The sequence below is a fragment of the Algoriphagus taiwanensis genome (assembly GCF_036245645.1).
GTDB lineage: Bacteria > Bacteroidota > Bacteroidia > Cytophagales > Cyclobacteriaceae > Algoriphagus > Algoriphagus taiwanensis.
The window spans coordinates 148860-171049 of record NZ_BTPE01000009.1 but is presented as its reverse complement, the minus strand read 5'-3'; the positions used below and the strand labels follow the sequence as shown (position 1 = coordinate 171049).

The window sequence follows — 22190 nt, the reverse complement described above, 5'->3', positions numbered from 1 at the left end:
TTACTTTTGGAAATGGAAAAATTGCCACCGTGCCCCAGATGCAATTCGGAATACACCTATGAATTAGGGGAGATTTTAGCTTGTCCGGAATGTGGTCTGGAATGGAATCCAGAAGAAATAAATGAAAACGAAACACCCGAAGGGCTTGTAAAAGACGCCAACGGCAATGTGCTCTCAGATGGAGATACAGTCGTTATCGTCAAAGATCTTCCCGTGAAAGGAGCTCCTAAAGCCATAAAAGCAGGTACCAAAGTAAAGAATATCCGCTTGGTCGAAGGAGACCACAATATTGATTGCAAGATAGACGGATTTGGGGCGATGGCCCTCAAATCTGAGTTTGTAAAGAAGGCTTGAACACCCCCCTTCGTGTCTTGAATATCAATCAAACAGGATAATTTTTGAGTGCGAATGCTTCAGCATTATTATAGCAGAAATCATCCACCCATTTTTCTACTTCTTCTCTGGATTTGAAATGAGCCAAGTGCTTTGCCTTCTGATCCTTCCTTGCCTGATCGATTTCAAATACCAAATTATTGGCCATTTGCTCGTAGTGAAGGGAGGTAGGATAGGGGTCAACCGGGTCGATTAAGCCTTCAAAATCCGTCCCGATTGTGATGCATTTCCAGATATTCGGTTTTTCTTCCTCGCTTAGATTTTTGCTGGAGTAGGCCGCCAAAACGATTCCTTCGATATTTTCCCAAATCAGCCGAATTCCGTTGCGCTTGGGGTTGTTTTTCAAATCGGATTTGGTGATCCCCAGTATTCTTTGATCAAAAGAAATTCCAAACAATCCCCCCGTCTTCACAATCATCTCAATGTCCTCATCACACATATTGATATTCCAGGCGTTGAATTTTCCGCTCGGATCGCAGTAGTCGTCTTTTTCTTTTTTCTCGCAATTGATGTGTTCCTCCAGAGAGGCCATACCAGAATAGCCACAATGGGATGCTATCACCGGGATACTATCACCTTTCTCCATACAGGTTTTGACCATCTCGTAATATTCCATTCTTGATCGGGCAGCCATGTGCTTGACGTCAATCAGGATTCTGTAACCTAGCTCGGGATCTTTTTCAAATTGGCTGTTTAGCCCCAGCATTTCCCGGATGATCCTTCTTCCATTTCTCCGGAAACCCTCATTCATGTGTTTTTTCTGATTCATCAGAACTTTTCCCATGCCCGGGATCGAATGGGCATGACCACATAAGTGATTGTCAAAATGATGGGCAAACGTGATGAAGAAGACCGGCGCTTCCCACATCTTTTTGATGAACTGAACCCGATCCGAAATGTCCTGCACGTATCGAAGTCGGTCCGTTCCCAAGGCATGCGCCCCTTCGATAGTGAGGATCATCGTGATCTCTGAATCGTCAGCCAGTGATTTTTTCAGCTCGGCTTTGTCTTTTGGAATTCGATAGCAGGCATTTTCTGCCACATAGACTTCCGGTTCTGCTTTGGCGCGCTTTTCTGCTGCTTTTTTGTCGCCGAATAGCGCCTGAGGTACATGGATTTCATTTTTTTTAATCCGCCTGCCGGAGTCCATCAATACAAAGTCCTTTTCCCTGTTGAGAGATTCCCAATAATCGTACTGCTTGGATTGGAAGAAGTCGACTACTTTGTCGGGAATTCTCATGTAGGCGGTCTGAAGAAGGTCTCTTTTGATTCCAGAGTGACCCAAGATCCCTCTAGCCAGGAAATTGTACCACTTATCTTCCCCGATTTTCGGATCCATTCCTATCACAAACTGCCGCTCCAAAGGGTAGAGGGAATTGAAAGTAAGTCTCAGGTTGGAGTTCCAGCATTTGACCAAGTCGATCTGACTGTAGCTGGCTCCCATTTTCCCCTTATCCTTATTTTTTGAATTGGAGGCAATGACCGTCCAAGGACTAAACTCACCCTTTCGGGCAAACTTCTTTTGCTTTTCCTGCATGTGAAAATGTGCCCTCATGTGATTGTGACAATGCAGATCGGAAAATCTTCTTTTCATGATGAATTAGGTTGGGTTGAAAAAGGATAAGCTGCTTAAAATTTGAAAATCAAAGAGATTTCTTAAGGAGAATAATCGATATAAGTTCCTGATAAATAGAGGGAATTGCAAGTTCGATTCAGGTTTTTTGAAGGGCTTTCATGCATTAAGAAATTGATAAATTTGATCTGTGGCCGAAATTTTCCCCCGCATTCTTCCCATTTTCCACTAGCTAAAAGTCATCGAATGAAATCAACACCCATCTTTTTCCTCTCTGCCCTAATCTTGGCAGCCTGCTTTTCTTGCAAAACTCAAAAGGAAACTTCCTCCCAAAATGAGATCACACGCATAGCTTTTGGGTCCTGTAATAGGCAAGATGCCCCACAGCCACTTTGGAATCCAATTCTTGCTGATCAGCCTGACCTTTGGGTTTGGATGGGAGACAATATTTATGGGGATTCTCCCATCATGGATACGCTCAGGGCAAAATATTCCAGGCAAAATGCCAACCCGGAGTATTCCAATCTGAAAGAGTCTGTGCCGATCATCGGAGTTTGGGATGACCATGATTACGGTAGAAATGATGCGGGAAAGTTTTTTGCCCAAAAGAAGGAGTCAAGAGACCTTATGTTTGATTTTTTGGAAGTTCCCGCCAATGCTCCTGAGCGAAAGCGGGAAGGCGCCTATTCTTCTCATGTTTTCGGCTCCGGTGAGCAGCAGGTGAAAGTTATTCTGCTGGATGCCCGCTACTTCAGGGATACCCTGGAGCGTGTAGATGGGGTCTATCAGCCCAATATAGATGGGGAAGTTTTGGGGGAAGCCCAGTGGAAATGGCTGGAAAAAGAGCTGAAAGAAAGCCAAGCCAAAATCAATTTGATTGCTTCCGGGATTCAATTTTTGCCAACTGAGCATGCTTATGAGAAATGGGCCAATTTTCCCAAAGAGCGTGAGAGATTATTGGATGTAATAGCGGCTTCAAGAGCCAAAACTCCGATTTTACTCAGTGGTGACCGGCATATTGCTGAGGTGATGAAGTTGACTGACTCCAGATTTCCCAAGGGGTTGTATGAGATTACATCTAGCGGCCTGACCCATACCTGGAGTCGAATAGCGGAGGAGCCAAATCAGTATAGAGTTGGTGAGCTGATTGCCAAGCTGAATTATGGTCTGGCCAGCATTGATTGGGCAAAGCAAGAAATAACTTTTGAAGTAAAAGGGGAGAACGGGGCTGTCTATGCCACACAGAAAATCCCTTTTAACTGAGGTAGCTGAAAAATTTTACGCTTTAAATTGACCACATAACCGACAAATTCATGTTTAAAAGAAGAGAATTCATCAAAGGCTTGAGCTTGGCCTCTTTGGGCTGGGTGAGTTTGGGAAATCCCGTTTTGGCAGAAATTCAAAAGGAAATTTCCCTTCAGAATCTTCCCTCTCTTTTTCGTCCGATTCGCATTAGAGGTCGGGTGACTACTTCAGGCCAGGGCCTTTATCGGGTGGCTGTTTCGGATGGAAGGAGTGTAGTCTGGACCAATTCTTCGGGAGAATATAGTTTGAATTCCTCCTCGGATCGTGATTTTGTTTTTGTTTCGCTTCCTTCCGGGTTTGAAATTCCCAAACAGGGAAATGGTTCTTCTTCTTTTTTTCAAAGAATCAATAAAAACCAGGAGGAGCAGCAAATCAGTTTTGATCTGCAAAAAACGGCTTCATCTGACGAAAATCACCATTTTTTGCTGCTTTCGGATACCCAAATTCAAGATGAATACGAAGCCGGACAGCTGCTGAATGTGGCCGCTCCGGACGTCAGGAAAACCTTGACTGAATTAAATGATCCCAATGTTTTTGGAATTGGCTGTGGGGATTTGGTATATGATCGCCTGGAGCTATTCAAAGAATACAATGAATCGGTGGCTTCCTATGGCGTGCCTTTTTTCCAAGTCATCGGAAATCATGACATGAACTTTGGGGTGAGGTCAGATGAAGGAACTACCGATACCTTCAAAGGTCATTTTGGGCCGACCTATTATTCTTGGAATAGAGGGGAAATCCACTATGTGGTCTTGGATGATGTTTTTTACCTAGGAACAGGGTCCAAATACATAGGCTATATTCCTGAGGAGCAGCTAGCTTGGCTTGAGCAGGATTTGATGCAGGTAGAAAAAGGAACTACCGTGGTGGTCGCCTTGCATATCCCAACCTATACCGGGGCGGTGCAACGCTATCCTGACAGAGATACTCTGGGAGGCACCGTGAGCAATCGGGAGCATCTCTATCGACTCTTGGAGGGGTATCAGGTTCATATTCTGTCGGGACATACTCATTTCAATGACAACATGATCAACGGTCACGTCTATGAGCATTGTCACGGTACAGTCTGTGGGGCTTGGTGGTCAGGACCGATTTGCTATGATGGTACTCCAAGTGGATATGCAATCTATGAGGCCAAAGGCTCGGAATTGAAATGGAAATACAAAGGGACAGGCTTGGATATCTCCGAGCAGTTTAGAGTGTATTCTAAAGGTGAGCATCCTGATTTTCCCGATTTTTATTCCTTGAATTGCTGGAATTATGATCCGGCTTGGGAAATTTCATGGTATGAAAATGGAATCAAAAAAGGGCAGCCTGATAAAATCATGGCCTTGGATCCTTTAAGTATTTCCCTACACTCCGGACCGGAATTGCCATCAAGAAGGAAGTGGGTAGAGCCACAGTTGAATGACCATATGTTTTTCTTCAAGCCCGAATCGGACTCCAATCTGGTGGTTGAAGCCAAAGACAGGTTTGGAAATATCTATTCCAAGAAGATGGGCTGAGTTTTTTTCTGACTGGTTAAAGGACTTTCAGGTGAAAGTCAGGAAAGTGTCAGGTCCTTGTCGTAAATAGTTTGAGTTGTTCATAGAAAATTTGTGAAGTGGCTGTAGGAAAGCAAATCAGAGAATTAAGAATAGCCAAAGGCTGGACGCAAGCCGAATTAGCTGAGCGTTGCGGACTGTCCGAAAGGACTATTCAGCGATTGGAAAAAGATGGATCATCTCCGAGTCTCTTCACTTTGAAAAAGGTGCAGGAAGTGCTCGGAGAGGACTTTTCATCAAAGCTGACCGAAAGTCAATCCAATATCTTTCAACACTTCAAACGAAAATTTATGAACCTCATCACCACACACTTTCCAGCCCTTATTCTCGGTTCTGTCGCATTGGTTCTCTCCCTATGGGGATGGAGCAGTCTTTCTCCTCAAGACTCTCTTCTTGAAGATGTTCCAGTTTCGATTGCCACGGTCAACTGCGGTACCGCATCAGAATGCGATATTCAAGTCACGCTAAAATCCGATACCGGAGAAATCCTCTGGCAAAAAATCTTTGGTGGTTCCAGCTACGACAAAGCTGTGGCTGTTTTGCCTGTGTCCGATGGAGGCTTTTTGGTTCTCGGTTCTACGAGCTCCTTTGGGCAGGGAAATTATGATATTCTCCTGATCAAAGTGGATGAAAATGGGGAATTTTTGTGGCAGAAGACCTATGGAGAGTTCTTCAATGATTACGCCAAGGATATAGTCCCATTGGAATCCGGAGAAGGGGTCAAAATTTCCGGGACCCAACAAACCTGCACGACTCCCAATGTCTCGGATAATTGTCAGACTAAAGATTGGGAATTTAGCCTTTCTTGGTCAGGGAAGGAGTTGGTATAAAATCAAAAAAGAGGAGCAATTTTTCTTGCTCCTCTTTTTTTAGATTCTTTTACCAGGCTATTCCATAGTCATCTCCATAATTGCTGGAGCCTCCCCAGAATGTGCCATGCTTCCAGTCAAACCAAATGGCATTGATCGGGCCTGATGTTTTTGGCCAAAAATCCATTTTGTAGCCCCGTCTTAGCAAATCCTTTCGAATCCATTCGGGAGTATCTTCCCTGAGAGTAATTGCACCGGGTTTGATCTCGTGGTCCCCAAAGCTGCTTTGCATCTGATAGGTATTGAAGTTGGCGGCTTCCGTGGCTTCCTGCACATCCATTCCAAATTCCACGATATTCAAAAAGAGCTGTAGGAGGTTTTGATCCTGAGAATCTCCTCCCTGTACAGCAAAGGCAAGGAAAGGCTTTCCGTCTTTCATGGCTAAGCTTGGAGTGAGTGTGACCCTCGGTCTTTTTCCCGGTTCGGGGAGATTGTAAGGATTCAGGTTTTCATCCAAAACAAAACTTTGCATTCGCTGAGAAAGTCCAACTCCGGTATTTCCTGCGATGACTGCAGGAATCCATCCTCCGCTAGGAGTGACAGAGACGACCCACCCTTCTGCATCGGCAGCTTCTACAGAAGTGGTTCCGCTCTGGAATGCGGATAAGAAGGTTTCATCAAGGGTCGAGTTGGCTTGTGAAGGGTCTAAAGCCGTGATTTTTTCCTTGTTTTTGTTTAGGATATCGAGGTAGGGATTGGTTTCTCCCTGAAATGGATAGGGGTCACCTGCCGTGATTTTGGGATCGTTCTTTTCCCCGATGAGTTTGGCTCTTTCCTTTGCGTATTCTTTGGACAGCAGACCCTTCATGGGTGATTTGACAAATGCCGGGTCTCCATAGTAAAAATCCCGGTCAGCAAAGGCCAAGCTCATGGCTTGATATACTGTATTGATGTATTCACCGGAATTGTAGCCCATGGACTTAAGGTCAAAATTTTCCAGGATATTCAGGGACTGAAGCAGGGCAGGACCTTGAGTCCATTCCTGAAGTTTGTACACGTCGATTCCCTTGTAATTGACATGGAGCGGTTCTTCGATTTTTACTTTCCAATTGGCCAAATCTGCCTCTGTGAACAGACCACCTTGCTCCCGAGTACCTCTTACGATTTCCTTTGCAATATCTCCTTTGTAAAATCTGTCATACGCTGCATAGATGGCCTCTTTTCTGGACTTGCCGGCTTTTAGCGCGGCTCTTTCCGCTTCTACCAGTTTGGAAAGGGTCTGATAAAGATCCTCTTGTACGAAGATTTCTCCCGGAGAAGGACCTTCTCTTTCCTCTCCCAAATGGGGCAAGAACACCTTTTTGGAGTAAGGCCATTCCTTAATTCTGCCTTTGCCGGATTCTATGGCGTTGGCAGTTTGCGCTTCGATGGGATAGCCTTTGGCCAGTTGCATGGCCGGGGTCAGAACTTGTTCAAGGCTGAGCGTACCGTACTCAGCGAGCATAGTCATGATACCTCCGGGAGTTCCCGGTGTGGTCGCTGCCAAAGGCCCAAATTGAGGAGGATAATCCATTCCTTGGGATTTGTAGAAGTCCACTGTCGCTCCTGTGGGAGCATAACCCATGGCATTGATGGCGATGACTTTTTTCTCAATAGGGTGGTAGATGAGCGCTTGGGTCTCACCGCCCCAAGATAGGACATCCCACATGGTAGAAGTCGCCGCAATCATCGCACAGGCTGCATCCACGGCATTTCCGCCTTGTTGGAAAATAGCTGCTCCCGCTGTCGCGGCAAGGGGTTTTCCTGTGATAGCTACCCAGTTTTTTCCATGAAGAATGGGTTTTTCATTGGGAGTGGATCCCGGGGCCATTCCCGGGAGATTTTGGGCTTGGCTCATCCAAGGCAGACAGCAGAGTGCCAATAGGTAGAGTTTTTTCATAAGGTTTGGGGTTGATATTCTTTGGGTTTTCAGTTTTTTCTGGCGGGGAAAAGGGTGATTTCCAATCGGTATTAATGATTGCCCGGCCTGTTTTGGATTTTAATCCGACTCATCGAGAAGTTGGGTCATAATCGGTACAAAGCCGGGGTATTGGGCATTGTAATGGGTGAATAGCTGGAAAATGGTACTTTTCTCCTTGAGATTGAGAGAGTTTTCTTCTACGAATTTTTCCATTTCCTCGGCCTTGTCTCCAAATATCTGAAAGAGGTCTTTCCTTTTCTTTGGTACTTCGAAAAGATCTTTTCCCATCAAATAGTAATAGACATTCCTTTTGATAATCTCATCGTTTCGGTTGCCGACCATCAGGGCGGTATTGTAGTTGGACTCTTTGAATACCGCCATGGTTCTTCTCATCAAAGGAAGCTTCCCTTCCACCAATACCTCAAAAAATCCGGAAATAGGCACTCCATCTTCTTTAAAATCCATCCCATTGACAAAATACCTTGGGACCTTGTAGGAGCTATCCATCCAGACAATGTTTTGAATCCTCAAGCCGGGCATTACAGAGACCAGGTTGTTTTCCGGTTCCATCATCTCAAACATATTGGAATTGATATTGTACCTCACTCTGAAGCCTTCCAGCACCTGTTGATCACGATAGAGTAGGATAGAGGCGAGGTTCCATTTGGTATCGAGGTAAAAATTTCCTACCACTTCTTTGGGTTCTGGCGGGATACCGTAGAACATATTTCCCCCGATGAAATTGGGTCTTTCGACCAAAAGACGGCTCACATTGGCTGAACGAATGGTTTTTTGTAATGCTGCTCCTGTACCCTCACTTCCAAACTTGACCATCCGGATGACATCGAGGTCTATGTCTTTGTCCAAAATGATGATTTTCTCTTGGATGTTGTACCCCGGCAAGCTGATCGCCAAGGTGTATTTTTCGGCCATCACATTTTCAAGAATAAATCCACCCGCTGAATTGCTCTGAACTCCCGTAGGGGTGTTTCGGAGAACTATGGATGCTCCTCCCAAGGTTTCCTCTGTTTGAGAATCTATCAGTCTTCCCTTGATAGAAAAATTTTGACCCGCAGTGACTAAGGGCAAAGTCAAAACCATCATTAGTAATAAGTAATATCGTAGGGTGCGGTAGTACATGAATTCAGATTTCTTTGGATAGGGGAATATAAGGTAAACTCTTCATTGTTGCGAAATGATTTATGTTTCCCTCGATTTTGGTGAGGTAGACAGGTAAATTCGCTTTCTATCGTTTAAGGTCTTATATTTGAAGAGCTTGGCATTATTGCAAGTATCTTTTATAAAATCACCAAACATTGAATTTTAAATCATTTGGATTCGAGGAAAACCTTCAGGATGGCCTCGATGCGATGGGTTTTGAACAGCCCACACCCATTCAGGAAAAGGCGATCCCGGTTATTTTGGAAGGCAAAGATCTGATTGCCTGTGCTCAAACCGGAACCGGAAAAACTGCCGCATTTATTCTTCCGATCCTTAACAAAATTTCCAAGTCAGGCTCTAACAGTCTGAATACGCTTATTTTGGCTCCAACCCGTGAATTGGCTTTGCAGATAGATCAGCAGATTCAGGGCTTTGCCTATTTTCTTGGCATTAGTTCCATTCCCATTTATGGTGGGGGAGACGGGGTAGTTTGGGAGCAGCAGAAGCGCGCTCTGGAAACTGGAGCGGAGATCGTAGTAGCCACACCCGGCAGATTAATTGCTCTGCTGGCAGGGGGTAAAATGGACTTGTCCACTTTGGAACATTTGGTACTCGATGAAGCTGACCGGATGATGGACATGGGCTTTTCTGATGATATTCTAAAAATCGTCAACTATCTGCCTACACGGCGTCAGACTGTGCTTTTTTCTGCTACCATGCCTCCAAAAATCCGGCAGTTCAGCATGAAAATCTTGAACAAGCCAGAGGAAATTTCAATAGCCATTGGCAAAACCGCCGAGGGGGTCACCCAATCCATGTATTCGGTTTATGATACTCAGAAGGAAGATCTGGTACGAAAAATCCTATCCCAGAAAGCGTATGAAGCTGTAATTATCTTCGCTTCGACCAAAGAAAAAGTAAAAGCCCTCTACAAAGTGCTTCGAAAAGGCTTTGATGTGGAGGCTTTCCACTCGGATCTAGACCAAGTGGAGCGGGAGAAAATCATGTCTGCCTTCAAGAATAAGATGGTCAAAATCTTGGTAGGTACTGATATCATTTCCCGAGGAATCGATGTTGTCGGGATCGAATTGGTAATCAATTACGATACACCTTCTGACCCGGAAGATTATGTACATAGAGTAGGTCGAACTGCCCGCGCAGATAAAGAAGGGGAGGCCATTACCTTTGTGAATCCCAAGGATCAGTACAAGTTTGTCAGAATTGAGCGATTGATTGGCATGCAAGTGACTCAGATACCTCTTCCTGAGGAGTTGGGAGAGGGACCTGTCTATTCAGGTGATAGCCCCAAATCATCCGGAGATGCAGAGAAGTCTTTCAAGAAAAAGAAGAAAAAGAAACCATTCAACAAAGGCTCCAAAGGTCCAAAACCGGAAGGAAGCCATGCAGAAAAAGCGCCAAAGCCAACTGCTCCAAAGCCTTCAGCTCCTCAGGCAGAATCGCCCAAGCCGGACACCAAACCCAGCCGATTTGGAAATAGAAAAAATGTAATTGATTCCTGATTTACAGGGGATTGTTTGCGGATTTGTAAAGTACTTCAGGTAAATTGGAGTACTTTTCTTTTTTTAATCAAACCAATAAACCCATGCAAACACTTAAATACAGATCGAGAGGGGAGTTTGTCTCCTATCTTCAAGAACTACTTGGCAAGCTTGGCTATCAAATTCCCGGTACGGGCTATTTTGGGCAGATGACAGAGTCTGCCGTAAAGGATTTTCAGCGAAAAAACGGCCTCGTAGACGACGGAAAAGTAGGAGTAAAGACATGGACTGTTTTGATGGAAAAAACCAAACCTGCCAAAAAGCTCGAAGACAAGTTTCTCGGGGAGCAGGATTTGATTGATTTTGCGGCAAATTTCCAACTAGAACTGGCAGCGGTCAAGGCAGTCAATGAAGTCGAAAGCAGCGGGAAAGGTTTTTTTGTCGATGGTAGACCCAAGATTCTCTTTGAGGGACATATTTTCTGGAGACAGCTTAGAGATAGGGGCATTGATCCTTCCTCGCTCGCTAATGCATCAAATGCCGACGTGCTCTACTCCAAATGGACTCGCTCTCACTACATCGGAGGACCTAGGGAATATGACCGGTTGGAAAAAGCAGCCAATCTACTTTCTGATCCTCGGGTCAGAGAGGCCGCTTTGGCATCAGCATCTTGGGGAAGCTACCAAATCATGGGTTTTCATGCCACCAAATTGGGCTATGCATCCGTGCAGGCCTTCGTGGATGAAATGTACATCCACGAGCGGAATCAGCTCGAGGCCTTTGGCAAATACCTTTCGGTCTTTGGTTGCCTTGCTCATCTCAAGACCAAGGATTGGGCTAAGTTTGCCAAATGCTACAACGGTCCCAGCTATCATGTGAACAAGTATGATATCAAGCTGGCTAATGCTTACCAAAAATACCTCAATCAATAATGAAGCTCAGTGAAATTAACCTTCTGTTTCATAGGGATTTGGACCGATTGAAAAAAGAAGTAGAAGCTTATGCAAGGGAGGAAGATCTTTGGGTGATCATTCCCGGGACAAGCAATTCCGGAGGGAATCTCACTTTACATTTACTGGGCAATCTTCAGGCTTTCGTCGGGCTGGATTTGGGTAATATTCCCTACACTAGAGATAGAGAGCGGGAGTTTGGCGCCCGGGATATACCTAGGAAAGAACTCTTGGACGAAATCGATCTGGTAAAAGGAATAATAGGTCGCTCGCTAACCCAACTGAATCCGCAGGAACTGGAAAAAATATCCCCTCATCATTTTTTTGGGTATGAGATGAGCCAGGGCTACTTTCTTATTCACCTTTATGGCCATTTCAATTACCATCTAGGCCAAATAAATTATCATCGAAGGATGATAAATCCGGGATAAAACAGTTAAAAATTGCAATAAAAAGTTGAAATAGGTAAACAAAGGAAAATTAATGCCTTACCTTTAAGGTAATGAACAGTCTTTTTGCCAACCTTCTTCTTCTTTTGGGAATATTGTTTTTGACCAATGTGCCTGCCTATTTTCTAGGATTGAGGTTTGAGGGAAATGAGCCCAAAAGAAGGCTTTGGTTTGAGCCTCCTGGATTTGTTATACCTATCGTTTGGATCTTTTTGTTTCTTCTCTTGGGCTATCTGAGATACGAGCTACTACAGATCAATGCTGACAGACTGGCGCTGATGGTGATTTTGCTCGCCTTGGTTTGCGCTACTTATGCGTATTACACGCTAGGACTGGAAAAACTCACCGGTATTTCTGCACTCAAGTTTGGATTGGGAGGAAATATTTTGGTGATTGTGGTTGCTCTTTGGGTGGGGCGAATGGTTTCAGATCTCTCAGCCAATCTTTCCTATTTTGTTTTCCCAATCGTTGCTTGGACCTTTTTTGCCACCATGATCATTTTGGGACAGTTGCGAATGGAAAGAAGGTAAGCGAATCAGCTTGTCCTTTTATCTGCCAAAAAAATAAGGAGTCCCAAAACCAGAATTCCAATCCCAGCCAAACTTTCCCAAGGCCTACTCCAAAACAGGTAAATCAAAACCGAAGTGCTGAAAATCAGATAGATGTACTGGGGAATTGGCTTAAATGGAGTTTTAAACCCGTTTTCTTTTTTGATTTTCAGTGAAGAATAGACGGTGATCGTTCCCATCAATTGCAGGATAAATCCTGCATAAATCATCACCTGCTCAAAAGATCCCGAGAGGAATAGCAAAAGGCTGATGGCTGTATTCAGGAAAATAGCTCTTACAGGTATTCCCTGAGGATTGAGATGAGAAAGCGGTTTCCAAAGTCGGAAATCCCTCGCCATGGCATAGGTAATTCTTGGTCCTACCCAACTGTACCCTGATATCGTGGCGATAAGTTGGATAGCAATAAAAAAGCTCACCCACAAAGCACCTTTTCCTCCAAAAAGATTTCCAAAGGCAATATCTGCTACCTGCACCTGACCTGTGAGCTGCCCTAAGCTGGCATGCTTGAGCAAAACCAACTGAAGCAGGATATATACGCCCATCACAAACATAGTAGCCCAAATCAGTGCTTTAGGTAGGTTTTTTGCCGGTTGGTCTACCTCTTCGGTGATATAGGCTGCCGAATTCCAGCCGGTGTATGCGTAGAAAACATAAATCAGGGAAACAGCAAAGCCAGGTTCTAGGAATTCGCCTTTCCAGCTGTCTGAGAAAAGAAGAGAGGAAGATTCCACTTGCGAACTGAAAAGTACTCCCAAAGCAATCAAGGCCAGTACGAAAAGGATCTTTACCAAAGTCAGCAAATCGTGAATCCAAGCCGAGCGACTGATGGAGAAAATATGGGCTAAAGGGACAGCCAAAAGAAAAAACAACCCCACCCAAATTTGCTCTCCAAAGAGGGGAGAGAGGTAGAAGTTCATCGCCATGGCTGCTATTGCTATCGGGGCAGAAAAACCTACAGTAAGCGAAATCCAGGCATACAAGTAGCCGACTGATGGGTGGATGGTCTCCGAAAGGAAAATGTAATCTCCTCCGGTCTTCCGGAAATGAGTCCCCAATTCTGCATAGACCAAAGCACCGATCAAGGCCATTACCCCACCCAAAATCCAGAGTAAGAGAATAGACCAAGTATTTTGAACCTCCGCCAGCTGAAAGCCCAAGCTGGTAAATACGCCTGTTCCAATCATATTGGCTATGACCAATCCTGCTGCGGTTTTCCAGGAGATTTTGGAGGTGGTGTAACTCAAGATTTGGCTATCTAAAATGATTTTAATCAAGGGAGATTGAAGACTTTTCAATTTCCCTTGGAGAATGAGCATTGGAAAACTTATTCTATGAAAGTAAGTCCAAATAAATTAAAAAAAGCATCCGAAGTAGTCCGGATGCTTTTTTTGGATTAAGGTTGGTATTAATTTTTAACTACCTCGAACAAATCGATAGGCGTGGCTTTTACTTTTTCTTCATATGCCTTCCAGTCTCCGTTCATGAAAGCATTGACAATAGCCATGGCTTCATCGGCAGACTCTTTAGCCTGATTGTAAAGTCTCTCCTCAGTGCTTCCTGGAGCTCCAAAGCTGGAATTCACATAGCTTCTAGGTGCAAACTGACGGGTCATTGTAGTTGGGTAAAGGTTTCTTACGATTCCCTGACCTTCTCGGGTAGGACCATAGAAGGCTTCTCTTGTTGTATCCAATTTCTTCTTGATCTCTTTAGTGGCATCTGCCAAGGCTTTTGCTTCCTCAGTGTCCACATCCTTGATCATTGCATTGACCTTGTCAATGACTTTTTGAGCATCTTCCAGCATTTTGGTGGATTCGCTTACCTCGGTATTCAAAGCTTCGAGCTTTTTAAGGAAGTCGTCTTTGGCTTTTAGGTCTGCCAGTTGGTACTCGATTCTAGGGTCCATATTGACTTGGATAGAGGTTTCCGAAGATTCTCCGCCATATTCGAATACAACTTTGTACAATCCTGGCAAAGCATCACCGCCGCCAGGCTCAAAGAATCCTGATCTTCTTCCGGATCGGGCTGGCATATCTGCGGTGGATTTTCTGTCCAGATTCCAGGTGATTCTGTTCACACCTTTTTGAGGCACTGTTTTGAGGGTTCTGATTTGCTCTCCAGCTGCATCGAAGATTTTTACAGTGACTGTATCCAGTTTTTCTTTGTCATCATTTAGGAAAAAGCTCAGTCTGCCGCCAAACTCTCTGTTTTCTCCGGCATATTTTCCATCAGCCATAAATCGCTCTCCATGTGCTCGCTGAATCACAGCCTGATAGGCATCCGGAGCTGCAAAAGCCGTGATTTTTCCTGATGGAGCTTTTCCTCCATTTTTCGCAAAAGCTCTCAAAGGTCTGATATCATCCAAGACATAAATGGCACGGCCAAAAGTGCCAATGACCAAGTCGGCTTCTCTTTCCTGAATGGTCATATCATAGGTAGAAACTGCCTTAGGATATCCATGCTCCCACTTGTTCCAGGTTTTGGCTTTGTCAAAGGATACATAAAGCCCGTATTCAGTGCCTAGGAAAACCAACTCAGGGACTTCGGTATCCTGTACAATAGACAGGGTATAGCCCCACACTTTGCTGTCATCCACAATTCTTGTGAAGGTTTTTCCATAATCAGCACTGTGGTACGCGTAAGCGCTGAAGTCATTGTTTCGGTAGTTGTTGGCAATCACCCAAACCTCGCCGGCATTGTACTTGGAAGCCTGCACTTGAGGAATCCAGGAGGCCTTTGGCAAGCCGGGTAGCTTGGAAGACAGGTTGGTCCAAGACTTTCCTCCGTCGGTAGTCAGCTGAAGGTTGCCGTCATCTGTTCCTACCCATATCACATTTTTGTCAACTGGGGAAGGAGCGATAGCCAGAATGGTGGTGTGATTTTCAGCACCTGTGATATCAAAAGTCAAACCTCCGGTCTGTTGCTGTCTTTGCTTGGTAGAGTCATTGGTAGTCAAGTCCGGAGAAATGATCTCCCAAGTCTCGCCGGAATCTGTGGACTTATGGAGGAACTGAGAAGCGTAATACACGGTATTTACGTCATGCGGGTCTTGGGCAATAGCTGCGTTCCAGTTGAATCTCAGGAATACATCCTTATCCGGGTGAGTGGGTTTGATAAATCGGTTGTGGCCGGTAAGCTTGTCAAATCGGCTCACATTTCCTCCCTGAGACATGGTATAGCCATATCTGGAATCAGCCGGATGAGAAACTACGTCGAAGCCGTCCCCGAAGGAAACTTCCTGCCAGTATGTGTTTCTGATTCCGTCTACTCTCCAGACATAGGCTGGACCTGTCCACGAACCGTTATCCTGCATACCTCCATAGACATTGTAAGGAAGCTCATTGTCTACATTGATGTGATAAAACTGCCCCACAGGGATTCCTTCGGCAAAGTACCAAGTCTTTCCTCCGTCACGGGTGATGTTCAACCCACCGTCATTGCCGTCAATCATCAGTTTGGGATCATTGGGATTGATGTACCAAGCGTGGTGATCGGGATGCACTCCCTGATATTCCAAAAGCTGTCTGAAGGATTTTCCTCCGTCTTCGGTGATACCAACTCTGGAGTAGAGCGTGTAGAGCCTGTTTTCGTTTTTGGGATCTGCATGAATCTCAAAATAGTAGAAAGGCCGATCTCCGATTTCATCCTTGTCGTTGATCATGGAAAATTTTTTGCCCCCATCCTCAGATACATACAAGGCATTTTTAGAAGACTCGATCAAAGCATAGATTTTATTGCTATTAGCCTTGGAAATTGCCAAGCCCATTCTTCCCAAATTTCCCTTTGGAAGTCCATTTTCCTCAGCGGTAAGTTTTTTCCAGTTTTCGCCTCCGTCATGAGTCACATATAGACCGGAAGACTCTCCACCTGATTCAAAAAACCAAGGATATCTTCTGTGCTGCCACATGTTGACAAATAGCTTGTTAGGGTTATTTGGATCCATGATCATTTCACCTACTCCGGTTTTGGTGTCGATGTAGAGGATTTTGGACCAGGTTTTTCCCCCATCTGTAGTTTTGTAGAGGCCTCGTTCTTCCTGCTCACCCCAAGGAGAACCAATTGCTCCTACAAAGACGGTATTGGGATCATCCGGATGGACGATGATTCGGTGAATGGCTCTCGTTTTTTCCAATCCCATCAATTCCCAAGTCTTACCTGCATCCAGAGATCGATAGACTCCATAGCCCAGATTGAGTGAGTTTCTCGGATTACCTTCTCCGGTACCCACCCAGATGATATTGGGATTTTTCTGATAGATGGAGATAGCCCCGATGGAGTGCACCTTCTCGTTGTCAAAAATGGGTTCCCAAGTGATTCCTCCGGAGGTAGATTTCCAAAGTCCGCCTGAAGCCGATCCGGCATAAATGATAGAAGGATTGTCGTCTACGGCATCAATGGCGGTGATTCTTCCGCTCATTGCACCGGGACCGATGCTTCTGGCTTTCATGGACTTGAACCAATCCATGTCCACCTGTTGGGCTTGGATTCCCAAGCTGAACAGTGCCAGAACAATCAATAAACTGATTTTTTTCATAGGGTTTCTGATGGTTTTCTTGCCTTCAATTAAATCAAAAAGGCTTGAATTATCTCTAATAATTTATTTCAATGGAAAATTGGCCTTTTTGGAGAAGATTCAAAATTTGACTGATGGTTTGGGTTAGGCATTTCTTTTCCTTTTCTTTCGAAAAAAAAGAATACCGTTATGCATAAGAATTTCATGAAGCCTTTGATGGGGCTTTTTCTTTTTGTGATCGGCAGCCCGCTTTCCGCTCAAACCGGCCGCTTTCAGCAAGCCGTGGATTACAAGATGGAAGTAGCAATGGATGTCAATTCCAATCAGTATCAGGGAAAGCAGAAGCTGGCCTATACCAACAATTCTCCGGATACACTTACCCGGGTTTTTTATCACTTGTATTACAATGCTTTCCAGCCTGGAAGCATGATGGATATCCGGTCCAGAACTATTGCTGATCCGGACAGAAGAGTGGGAGACCGCATTTCAAAGCTAAAGCCTGATGAAATCGGATATCTCCATACGAAGTCCTTGACCATGAACGGAAAACCGGTTCAATTCAGAGAGGTGGAAACGATACTGGAGGTAAGTTTGCCTGAGCCCATTCTTCCTAATACCACAGTCACTTTTGATATGGAATTTGAAGGTCAGGTGCCTTTGCAAATCAGAAGATCAGGAAGAGACAGTGAGGAAGGTGTTCGCTATTCCATGTCTCAATGGTATCCCAAAATGGCTAATTATGACGAGCAAGGCTGGCATGCCAACCCCTACATTGGCCGGGAGTTTTATGGAATTTGGGGTGACTTTGATGTGAAAATCACCATCGACAAAACCTACGTGCTAGGTGGCACGGGCTATTTGCAAAACCCGAATGAAATCGGCCATGGATACGAGGACGAAGGCGTCACCGTACCCGCTCCTCAAGGCAATACGCTTACTTGGCACTTTGTAGCTCCTAAAGTTCACGACTTCATGTGGGGAGCTGATCCCAAATACAAGCACGACAGAGTGCAGATGGAAAACGGAATCACCGTTCACCATTTTTACATCCCCGGACCAAAGACCACTGAAAACTGGGAAAAGCTGAAGGAATTCACTCCTAAAGCGATCAACTACCTTTCTGAGAACTTCGGTCAGTATCCCTACAAGCAGTTTTCTGTAGTCCAAGGTGGTGACGGAGGTATGGAGTATGCGATGTCTACCTTGGTGACGGGAGAGCGTTCTTTGCCAAGTTTGGTAGGAGTGATGGTTCATGAGCTGGCGCACAGCTGGTTTCATGGGGTGTTGGCTTCCAATGAATCCCTTTATCCATGGATGGATGAAGGCTTTACATCTTATGCTACTAATTTGGCTATGGCTAACATCTTCCAGGCTAGTGCCAATCCACAGCGGGGTTCTTATGCCGGCTATTACCGATTGGCACTTTCTGGTTTGGAAGAACCCATGTCTACCCATTCTGACCACTACCACACCAATCAGGCTTACGGTTCGGCGGCCTATTCCAAAGGAGCAGTTTTCTTGGCTCAATTGGGCTACGTATTGGGGGAAGAAGTAAGAAATCGAGGATTGCTTCGCTATTGGGATACTTGGCAGTTTAAGCATCCGAATTTCAATGACCTGATTCGTGTGATGGAAAAGGAAAGCGGTATCGAATTGGATTGGTACAAGGAGTACTTTGTTTACACCACCAAGAAGATCGACTATGCGGTCAAAGAAGTAAAGGCAAATGGAAATAACACGGAGATTACTTTGGAAAGAATCGGACTGATGCCAATGCCTATTGATTTGGTGATTACCTACAAGGACGGTTCTCAAGAATCTGTTTACCTACCCTTAGTGATCATGAGAGGTGAAAAAGCTCAGGAGTCCTTTACTCCACAGCGAATTCATACGGAAACCTGGCCATGGACCAACCTGACCAAGTCCCTTATTATTTCTAAGCCATTCAGCACGATCAAATCTGTGGAAATTGATCCCTCCAAGCGATTGGCGGATGTGCAGCAGGAAAACAATAAGGTGGAGTTTTAATAGGGACTTTCCATAAAAAAACGGCGACTTGAGATTTCAGGTCGCCGTTTCTTTTTGGATTAGAAAAGAACTATTTCAAAGGTTTGATCCAAATATTTCGGTAAAGCACCTCGTGTCCTTCTGCCTGTAACTTGAGTCCGCCCGGAGTATCGGTGATGCCTTTTCCACCATCATTTCCTCCGTCAATTCCGGAATTGGGACCTCCCCAAACTTGTTGGATCTCCACATTGTCGTGAATTTTCACTCCGTTGAAAACGACAGTCACTCTCGCTTTTTCGGTAAGCTTTCCATTTTCGAATCGGGCTGCTCGGAATTGAATATCATAGGCATTCCATTTGCCGACTCCGTTGTACACTTTTTGGGTAGGCAAATGCTCATTGATCACTGCGGCCATGCCATGGAGTCCGTAATCCCCATCGAGAATTTGGATTTCATATCGGTTTTGAAGATAAACTCCGCTGTTGCCGCCTTCATTATTCACCAAAAACTCCACATGAGCCTCAAAATCCCGAAACTCGTCCTTGGTCACAATATCTGCCGCACCGTATTTTCCTCCTGCACCGGAAGGGTCATTGGAGGAAATGGCCGGCTTTCCATCTACCGGGTCAATTACCTCAGCCCATTTGATGGGCATTTCTGCAGAAAATCGAGGGCCCTCCCAGTATTTCCAGTTTTTATGCAGAGACTTTGCCGTACCATCCAGATAAACTTTGGCTCCTTTGGGTGCTGGGGTTCCGAGGTAGGAGGCTTCTTGAGCCACTCCTAAAGTGATAGCTCCAATGAATAAGATGAGCGTTGAAGATAGAAATTTTAGGTTCATGGGTTTGATTGATTTTGGATTTTGAGCGATCAAAACTTAGTGTTGATTTCAACACCTCGTCAATTTCTTTAAATTTATCAGAAATCAAACAGGATTTCCGACAAGAGGCAAAAACAGAAGCCAAATTGTCTTTGGAAAAAGGGTAGGATTGATTCATTTTTCCTTACGAAAACAGCACACATCATGAAATGGCAAGGTAGAAGGCAAAGCTCAAATATTGATGACCGGAGAGGTCAAGCAGGTCCACGAGGTGGTGGAGGCGGAATCAACCCCTTGCTCTTAGGTCCTTTATTGAAAATCCTATTTTCGAAGACTGGATTAGTCATCATCGGTCTGTTCATTGCCTTCTCTGTTTTCACCGGAACCAATCCTCTCAGTCTTTTGGGAGGGCTCTTGGGTGGAGGTGGTGGACAGGGGTTCACCACTGAGACCAGCTATACTCCAACTGCTGAGGAGGAAGAGATGGCTGCTTTTGCAGCAACCATTCTCGCGGATACGGAGGATGTATGGAATCAGCTTTTGGATAATTATCGGGAACCCACCTTGGTGCTATTCACCGGGGCGGTCTCTTCTGCCTGCGGAAATGCCAGTGCTGCTACAGGTCCATTTTACTGCCCTGCGGATGAAAAGCTATACATCGATCTGAGTTTCTTTCAGGATATGGAAACCAAACTTCGCGCAGGAGGAGACTTTGCCTATGCTTATGTCATCGCCCATGAAGTAGGACATCATATTCAGAAAATCATGGGAATCACCGATGAGGTGCATAGCCTGAGGGGAAAAGTAAGCCAAAAGGAATACAACGAAAATTCAGTCAGACTGGAGTTGCAGGCGGATTTCTTGGCGGGCGTATGGGCACATCACAGCCAAAGATCATCAGCCATGATGGAGGCGGGTGACTTGGAAGAAGCCCTCAATGCTGCTAATGCCATTGGCGACGACAGACTTCAAAAACAAGCTACAGGAAGAGTGGTGCCGGATTCATTTACCCATGGGACTTCTGCCCAGCGGATGAGATGGTTCAAAAGGGGATTTGAAACGGGGGATCTAAGTCAGGGGAATACGTTTCAGGCGAAAGAGCTGTAAAGAAGAGGAGGATTAATGTCGGATCTGATGTCGGATGTCAGATGTCGGAAGTCGGATGTCCGGTGTTGGATGACCGCTGTCGGAGGAGATCTCGGTTGGAATTTCTTTAGTGAAAAGTTTAAACTGGAATAGCTAAAGTAAAGGTTTCGGTTAAGGTCGTAAATCGTAAATCGCCCTTCGTAAATAAAACAGACCGATGGTTTAAAGAGAAAAAATAAAGTCTGAAGTTCGATTTCATCTCGTAAATCGTACCTCGTAATTCGTAATTAAATTCTAGAGCTTGGCATTTCCTTTTCCTAACTTCAAAACCATCCCAAAACAGACCCGAGACTTTTTAAGCCCAAAACCAGGGTAAGGACCCAAATCAAAAAGCCAAACAAGGTCCAAGCTTTGGAATTCACTTGATTTCCCAAAAAGCGGCTTTGACTTCCTGCCCAAATCAGCCAGCCGCTGATGATGGGTAAAAGAATTCCATTCGCGAGTTGGGCTAGAGTAATCAAGTAAAATGGCCGAACTCCAAGAGATGAAACCACCACTCCCAGCACTAAAATACTCCCCATGCTGAGTCTCATAGAAGTGGATTGGATTTCCTGACTTTTTCCCAGCAAACCACAAATCACCAATCCTCCTGCCAAAGGGGCGGTAATGGTAGAGGTCAATCCGGCTGCCATCAGACCAAATCCCATCAGAAAAGAAGCAAATTTCCCAAAAACTCCGCTGAGTCCCTGTGCGATATCCGAAGCGGTTTGGAGTTCGTTGACAGGATTTACCACACCTACAATAAGAATGCTCATCGATACGCCCACACCCAATATCACAGCCATACTGATATCCCATCGCATGGGACCAATTTCACTTGGTTTATTCCACTTGTTTTTGGCGAGGCTGGCATAGAGAAAAAGATTGTAAGGAACTACAGTAGTCCCAATCAAAGCCACTATGGTGGGGAGCTTTTCCGAATCAAACACAGGGACAAATCCTGAGAATACAGCCAACCAATCCGGCCGGGTCAGGCCAGCTGCGAAGAGGAATGCCAAAGACATCAAGATGACTAAGGCAATCAGCACTTTTTCCAGCGCTTTGTAATTTCCAGACCAAAGGAGAAAAAATGCCACTGCCCCAAAAAGCAACGCGCCTGTTTGGATCGTGAGAGAGCCCATTTTCCAAACCGGAGCTTCCCAAAAGACGCCCAAACCCAAATTGGCACCGGTAAGATTTCCTCCTTCGTAAGCGGCATTTCCCAAGCCAATGGCCAGAAAAACCAAAATCAGGGAGAAGATTTTGAAGATTTGATTTTGGGATTGATTTTTCAATAATTCACTCAAATCCATGCGGGTAATCAATCCCAGTCGGCCGGAAATTTCCTGAAGGTAAAGTGTGGCTACCAAACTCAATCCCAAGGCCCACAGCAGGGTATAATCAAACTGAATCCCCGCCAGGGTACAGACAGTGACTGTTCCCGGACCGATAAAAGCAGCAGTGACCAGAGGGCCGGGACCGATTTTTTTCAGGAGGTCTTTGAGTTTCAAATCAG

At 45.1% G+C, this 22190-nt stretch carries 17 protein-coding genes; 10 read left to right on the top strand and 7 right to left on the bottom strand.

The window, feature by feature from the left end; translation table 11 throughout:
* The first annotated feature begins 12 nt into the window (after positions 1-12).
* Entirely contained in the window at positions 13-354 is a 342-nt protein-coding gene (locus AAA938_RS13590) for a zinc ribbon domain-containing protein YjdM (RefSeq protein ID WP_338229287.1), read from the top strand.
* Between the two features lie 28 nt (positions 355-382).
* Here the strand turns inward: AAA938_RS13590 and AAA938_RS13585 are convergent, their stop codons facing one another.
* Complete coding sequence (locus AAA938_RS13585; RefSeq protein WP_338229286.1) at positions 383-1987, bottom strand: amidohydrolase family protein; 1605 nt, start codon at positions 1985-1987, stop codon at positions 383-385.
* 225 nt (positions 1988-2212) lie between these two features.
* Here AAA938_RS13585 and AAA938_RS13580 point away from each other — a divergent pair, with 225 nt between their 5' ends.
* The 3 genes from AAA938_RS13580 (at position 2213) to AAA938_RS13570 (ending at position 5645) form a co-directional block, all read left to right on the top strand.
* Positions 2213-3229 (top strand): alkaline phosphatase D family protein, encoded by a 1017-nt coding sequence (locus AAA938_RS13580; protein ID WP_338229285.1) that lies wholly within the window; start codon positions 2213-2215, stop codon positions 3227-3229.
* Positions 3230-3279: 50 nt separating this feature from the next.
* A complete protein-coding gene (locus tag AAA938_RS13575; protein ID WP_338229284.1) occupies positions 3280-4776 on the top strand; it encodes a calcineurin-like phosphoesterase C-terminal domain-containing protein in 1497 nt (498 codons plus the stop codon).
* A gap of 98 nt (positions 4777-4874) precedes the next feature.
* Positions 4875-5645, top strand: coding sequence for a helix-turn-helix domain-containing protein (locus AAA938_RS13570; protein WP_338229283.1), 771 nt, complete (start codon positions 4875-4877; stop codon positions 5643-5645).
* A gap of 49 nt (positions 5646-5694) precedes the next feature.
* Here the strand turns inward: AAA938_RS13570 and AAA938_RS13565 are convergent, their stop codons facing one another.
* Positions 5695-7563 (bottom strand): gamma-glutamyltransferase family protein, encoded by a 1869-nt coding sequence (locus AAA938_RS13565; protein ID WP_338229282.1) that lies wholly within the window; start codon positions 7561-7563, stop codon positions 5695-5697.
* Positions 7564-7662: 99 nt separating this feature from the next.
* Positions 7663-8724 (bottom strand): carboxypeptidase-like regulatory domain-containing protein, encoded by a 1062-nt coding sequence (locus tag AAA938_RS13560; RefSeq protein WP_338229281.1) that lies wholly within the window; start codon positions 8722-8724, stop codon positions 7663-7665.
* A gap of 176 nt (positions 8725-8900) precedes the next feature.
* Here AAA938_RS13560 and AAA938_RS13555 point away from each other — a divergent pair, with 176 nt between their 5' ends.
* From AAA938_RS13555 to AAA938_RS13540, 4 genes are all read left to right on the top strand, one after another.
* Positions 8901-10265 carry a DEAD/DEAH box helicase gene (locus AAA938_RS13555; protein ID WP_338229280.1) on the top strand — a complete coding sequence of 455 codons (1365 nt, stop codon included), beginning with the start codon at positions 8901-8903 and terminating at the stop codon, positions 10263-10265.
* A gap of 83 nt (positions 10266-10348) precedes the next feature.
* Positions 10349-11176, top strand: a complete 828-nt coding sequence (locus AAA938_RS13550) for an N-acetylmuramidase domain-containing protein (protein WP_338229279.1) — start codon at positions 10349-10351, stop codon at positions 11174-11176.
* Positions 11176-11625, top strand: coding sequence for a DinB superfamily protein (locus AAA938_RS13545; protein WP_338229278.1), 450 nt, complete (start codon positions 11176-11178; stop codon positions 11623-11625). Before AAA938_RS13550 ends, AAA938_RS13545 begins: the two co-directional genes overlap by 1 nt.
* A 71-nt stretch (positions 11626-11696) precedes the next feature.
* The gene (locus AAA938_RS13540) at positions 11697-12173 is read left to right on the top strand and encodes a TspO/MBR family protein (protein WP_338229277.1); all 477 of its coding nucleotides are present in this window, start codon (positions 11697-11699) and stop codon (positions 12171-12173) included.
* A gap of 5 nt (positions 12174-12178) precedes the next feature.
* On the opposite strand, the gene AAA938_RS13535 is transcribed toward AAA938_RS13540, so the two are convergent.
* Both AAA938_RS13535 and AAA938_RS13530 read right to left on the bottom strand, forming a co-directional pair.
* Positions 12179-13456, bottom strand: a complete 1278-nt coding sequence (locus tag AAA938_RS13535; RefSeq protein ID WP_338229276.1) for an APC family permease — start codon at positions 13454-13456, stop codon at positions 12179-12181.
* A 161-nt stretch (positions 13457-13617) separates the two neighbouring features.
* Entirely contained in the window at positions 13618-16743 is a 3126-nt protein-coding gene (locus AAA938_RS13530) for a WD40/YVTN/BNR-like repeat-containing protein (protein ID WP_338229275.1), read from the bottom strand.
* A 168-nt stretch (positions 16744-16911) separates the two neighbouring features.
* Here AAA938_RS13530 and AAA938_RS13525 point away from each other — a divergent pair, with 168 nt between their 5' ends.
* Entirely contained in the window at positions 16912-18750 is a 1839-nt protein-coding gene (locus tag AAA938_RS13525) for a M1 family metallopeptidase (RefSeq protein WP_338229274.1), read from the top strand.
* A 70-nt stretch (positions 18751-18820) separates the two neighbouring features.
* Here the strand turns inward: AAA938_RS13525 and AAA938_RS13520 are convergent, their stop codons facing one another.
* On the bottom strand, positions 18821-19570 hold the full coding sequence (locus tag AAA938_RS13520) for a 3-keto-disaccharide hydrolase (RefSeq protein WP_338229273.1): 750 nt from the start codon (positions 19568-19570) through the stop codon (positions 18821-18823).
* A gap of 183 nt (positions 19571-19753) precedes the next feature.
* Between AAA938_RS13520 and ypfJ the strand changes: the two genes are divergently transcribed.
* Complete coding sequence (gene ypfJ, locus AAA938_RS13515; RefSeq protein WP_338229272.1) at positions 19754-20656, top strand: KPN_02809 family neutral zinc metallopeptidase; 903 nt, start codon at positions 19754-19756, stop codon at positions 20654-20656.
* A 302-nt stretch (positions 20657-20958) separates the two neighbouring features.
* On the opposite strand, the gene AAA938_RS13510 is transcribed toward ypfJ, so the two are convergent.
* The gene (locus AAA938_RS13510) at positions 20959-22185 is read right to left on the bottom strand and encodes an NRAMP family divalent metal transporter (RefSeq protein ID WP_338229271.1); all 1227 of its coding nucleotides are present in this window, start codon (positions 22183-22185) and stop codon (positions 20959-20961) included.
* Positions 22186-22190 lie beyond the last annotated feature (5 nt).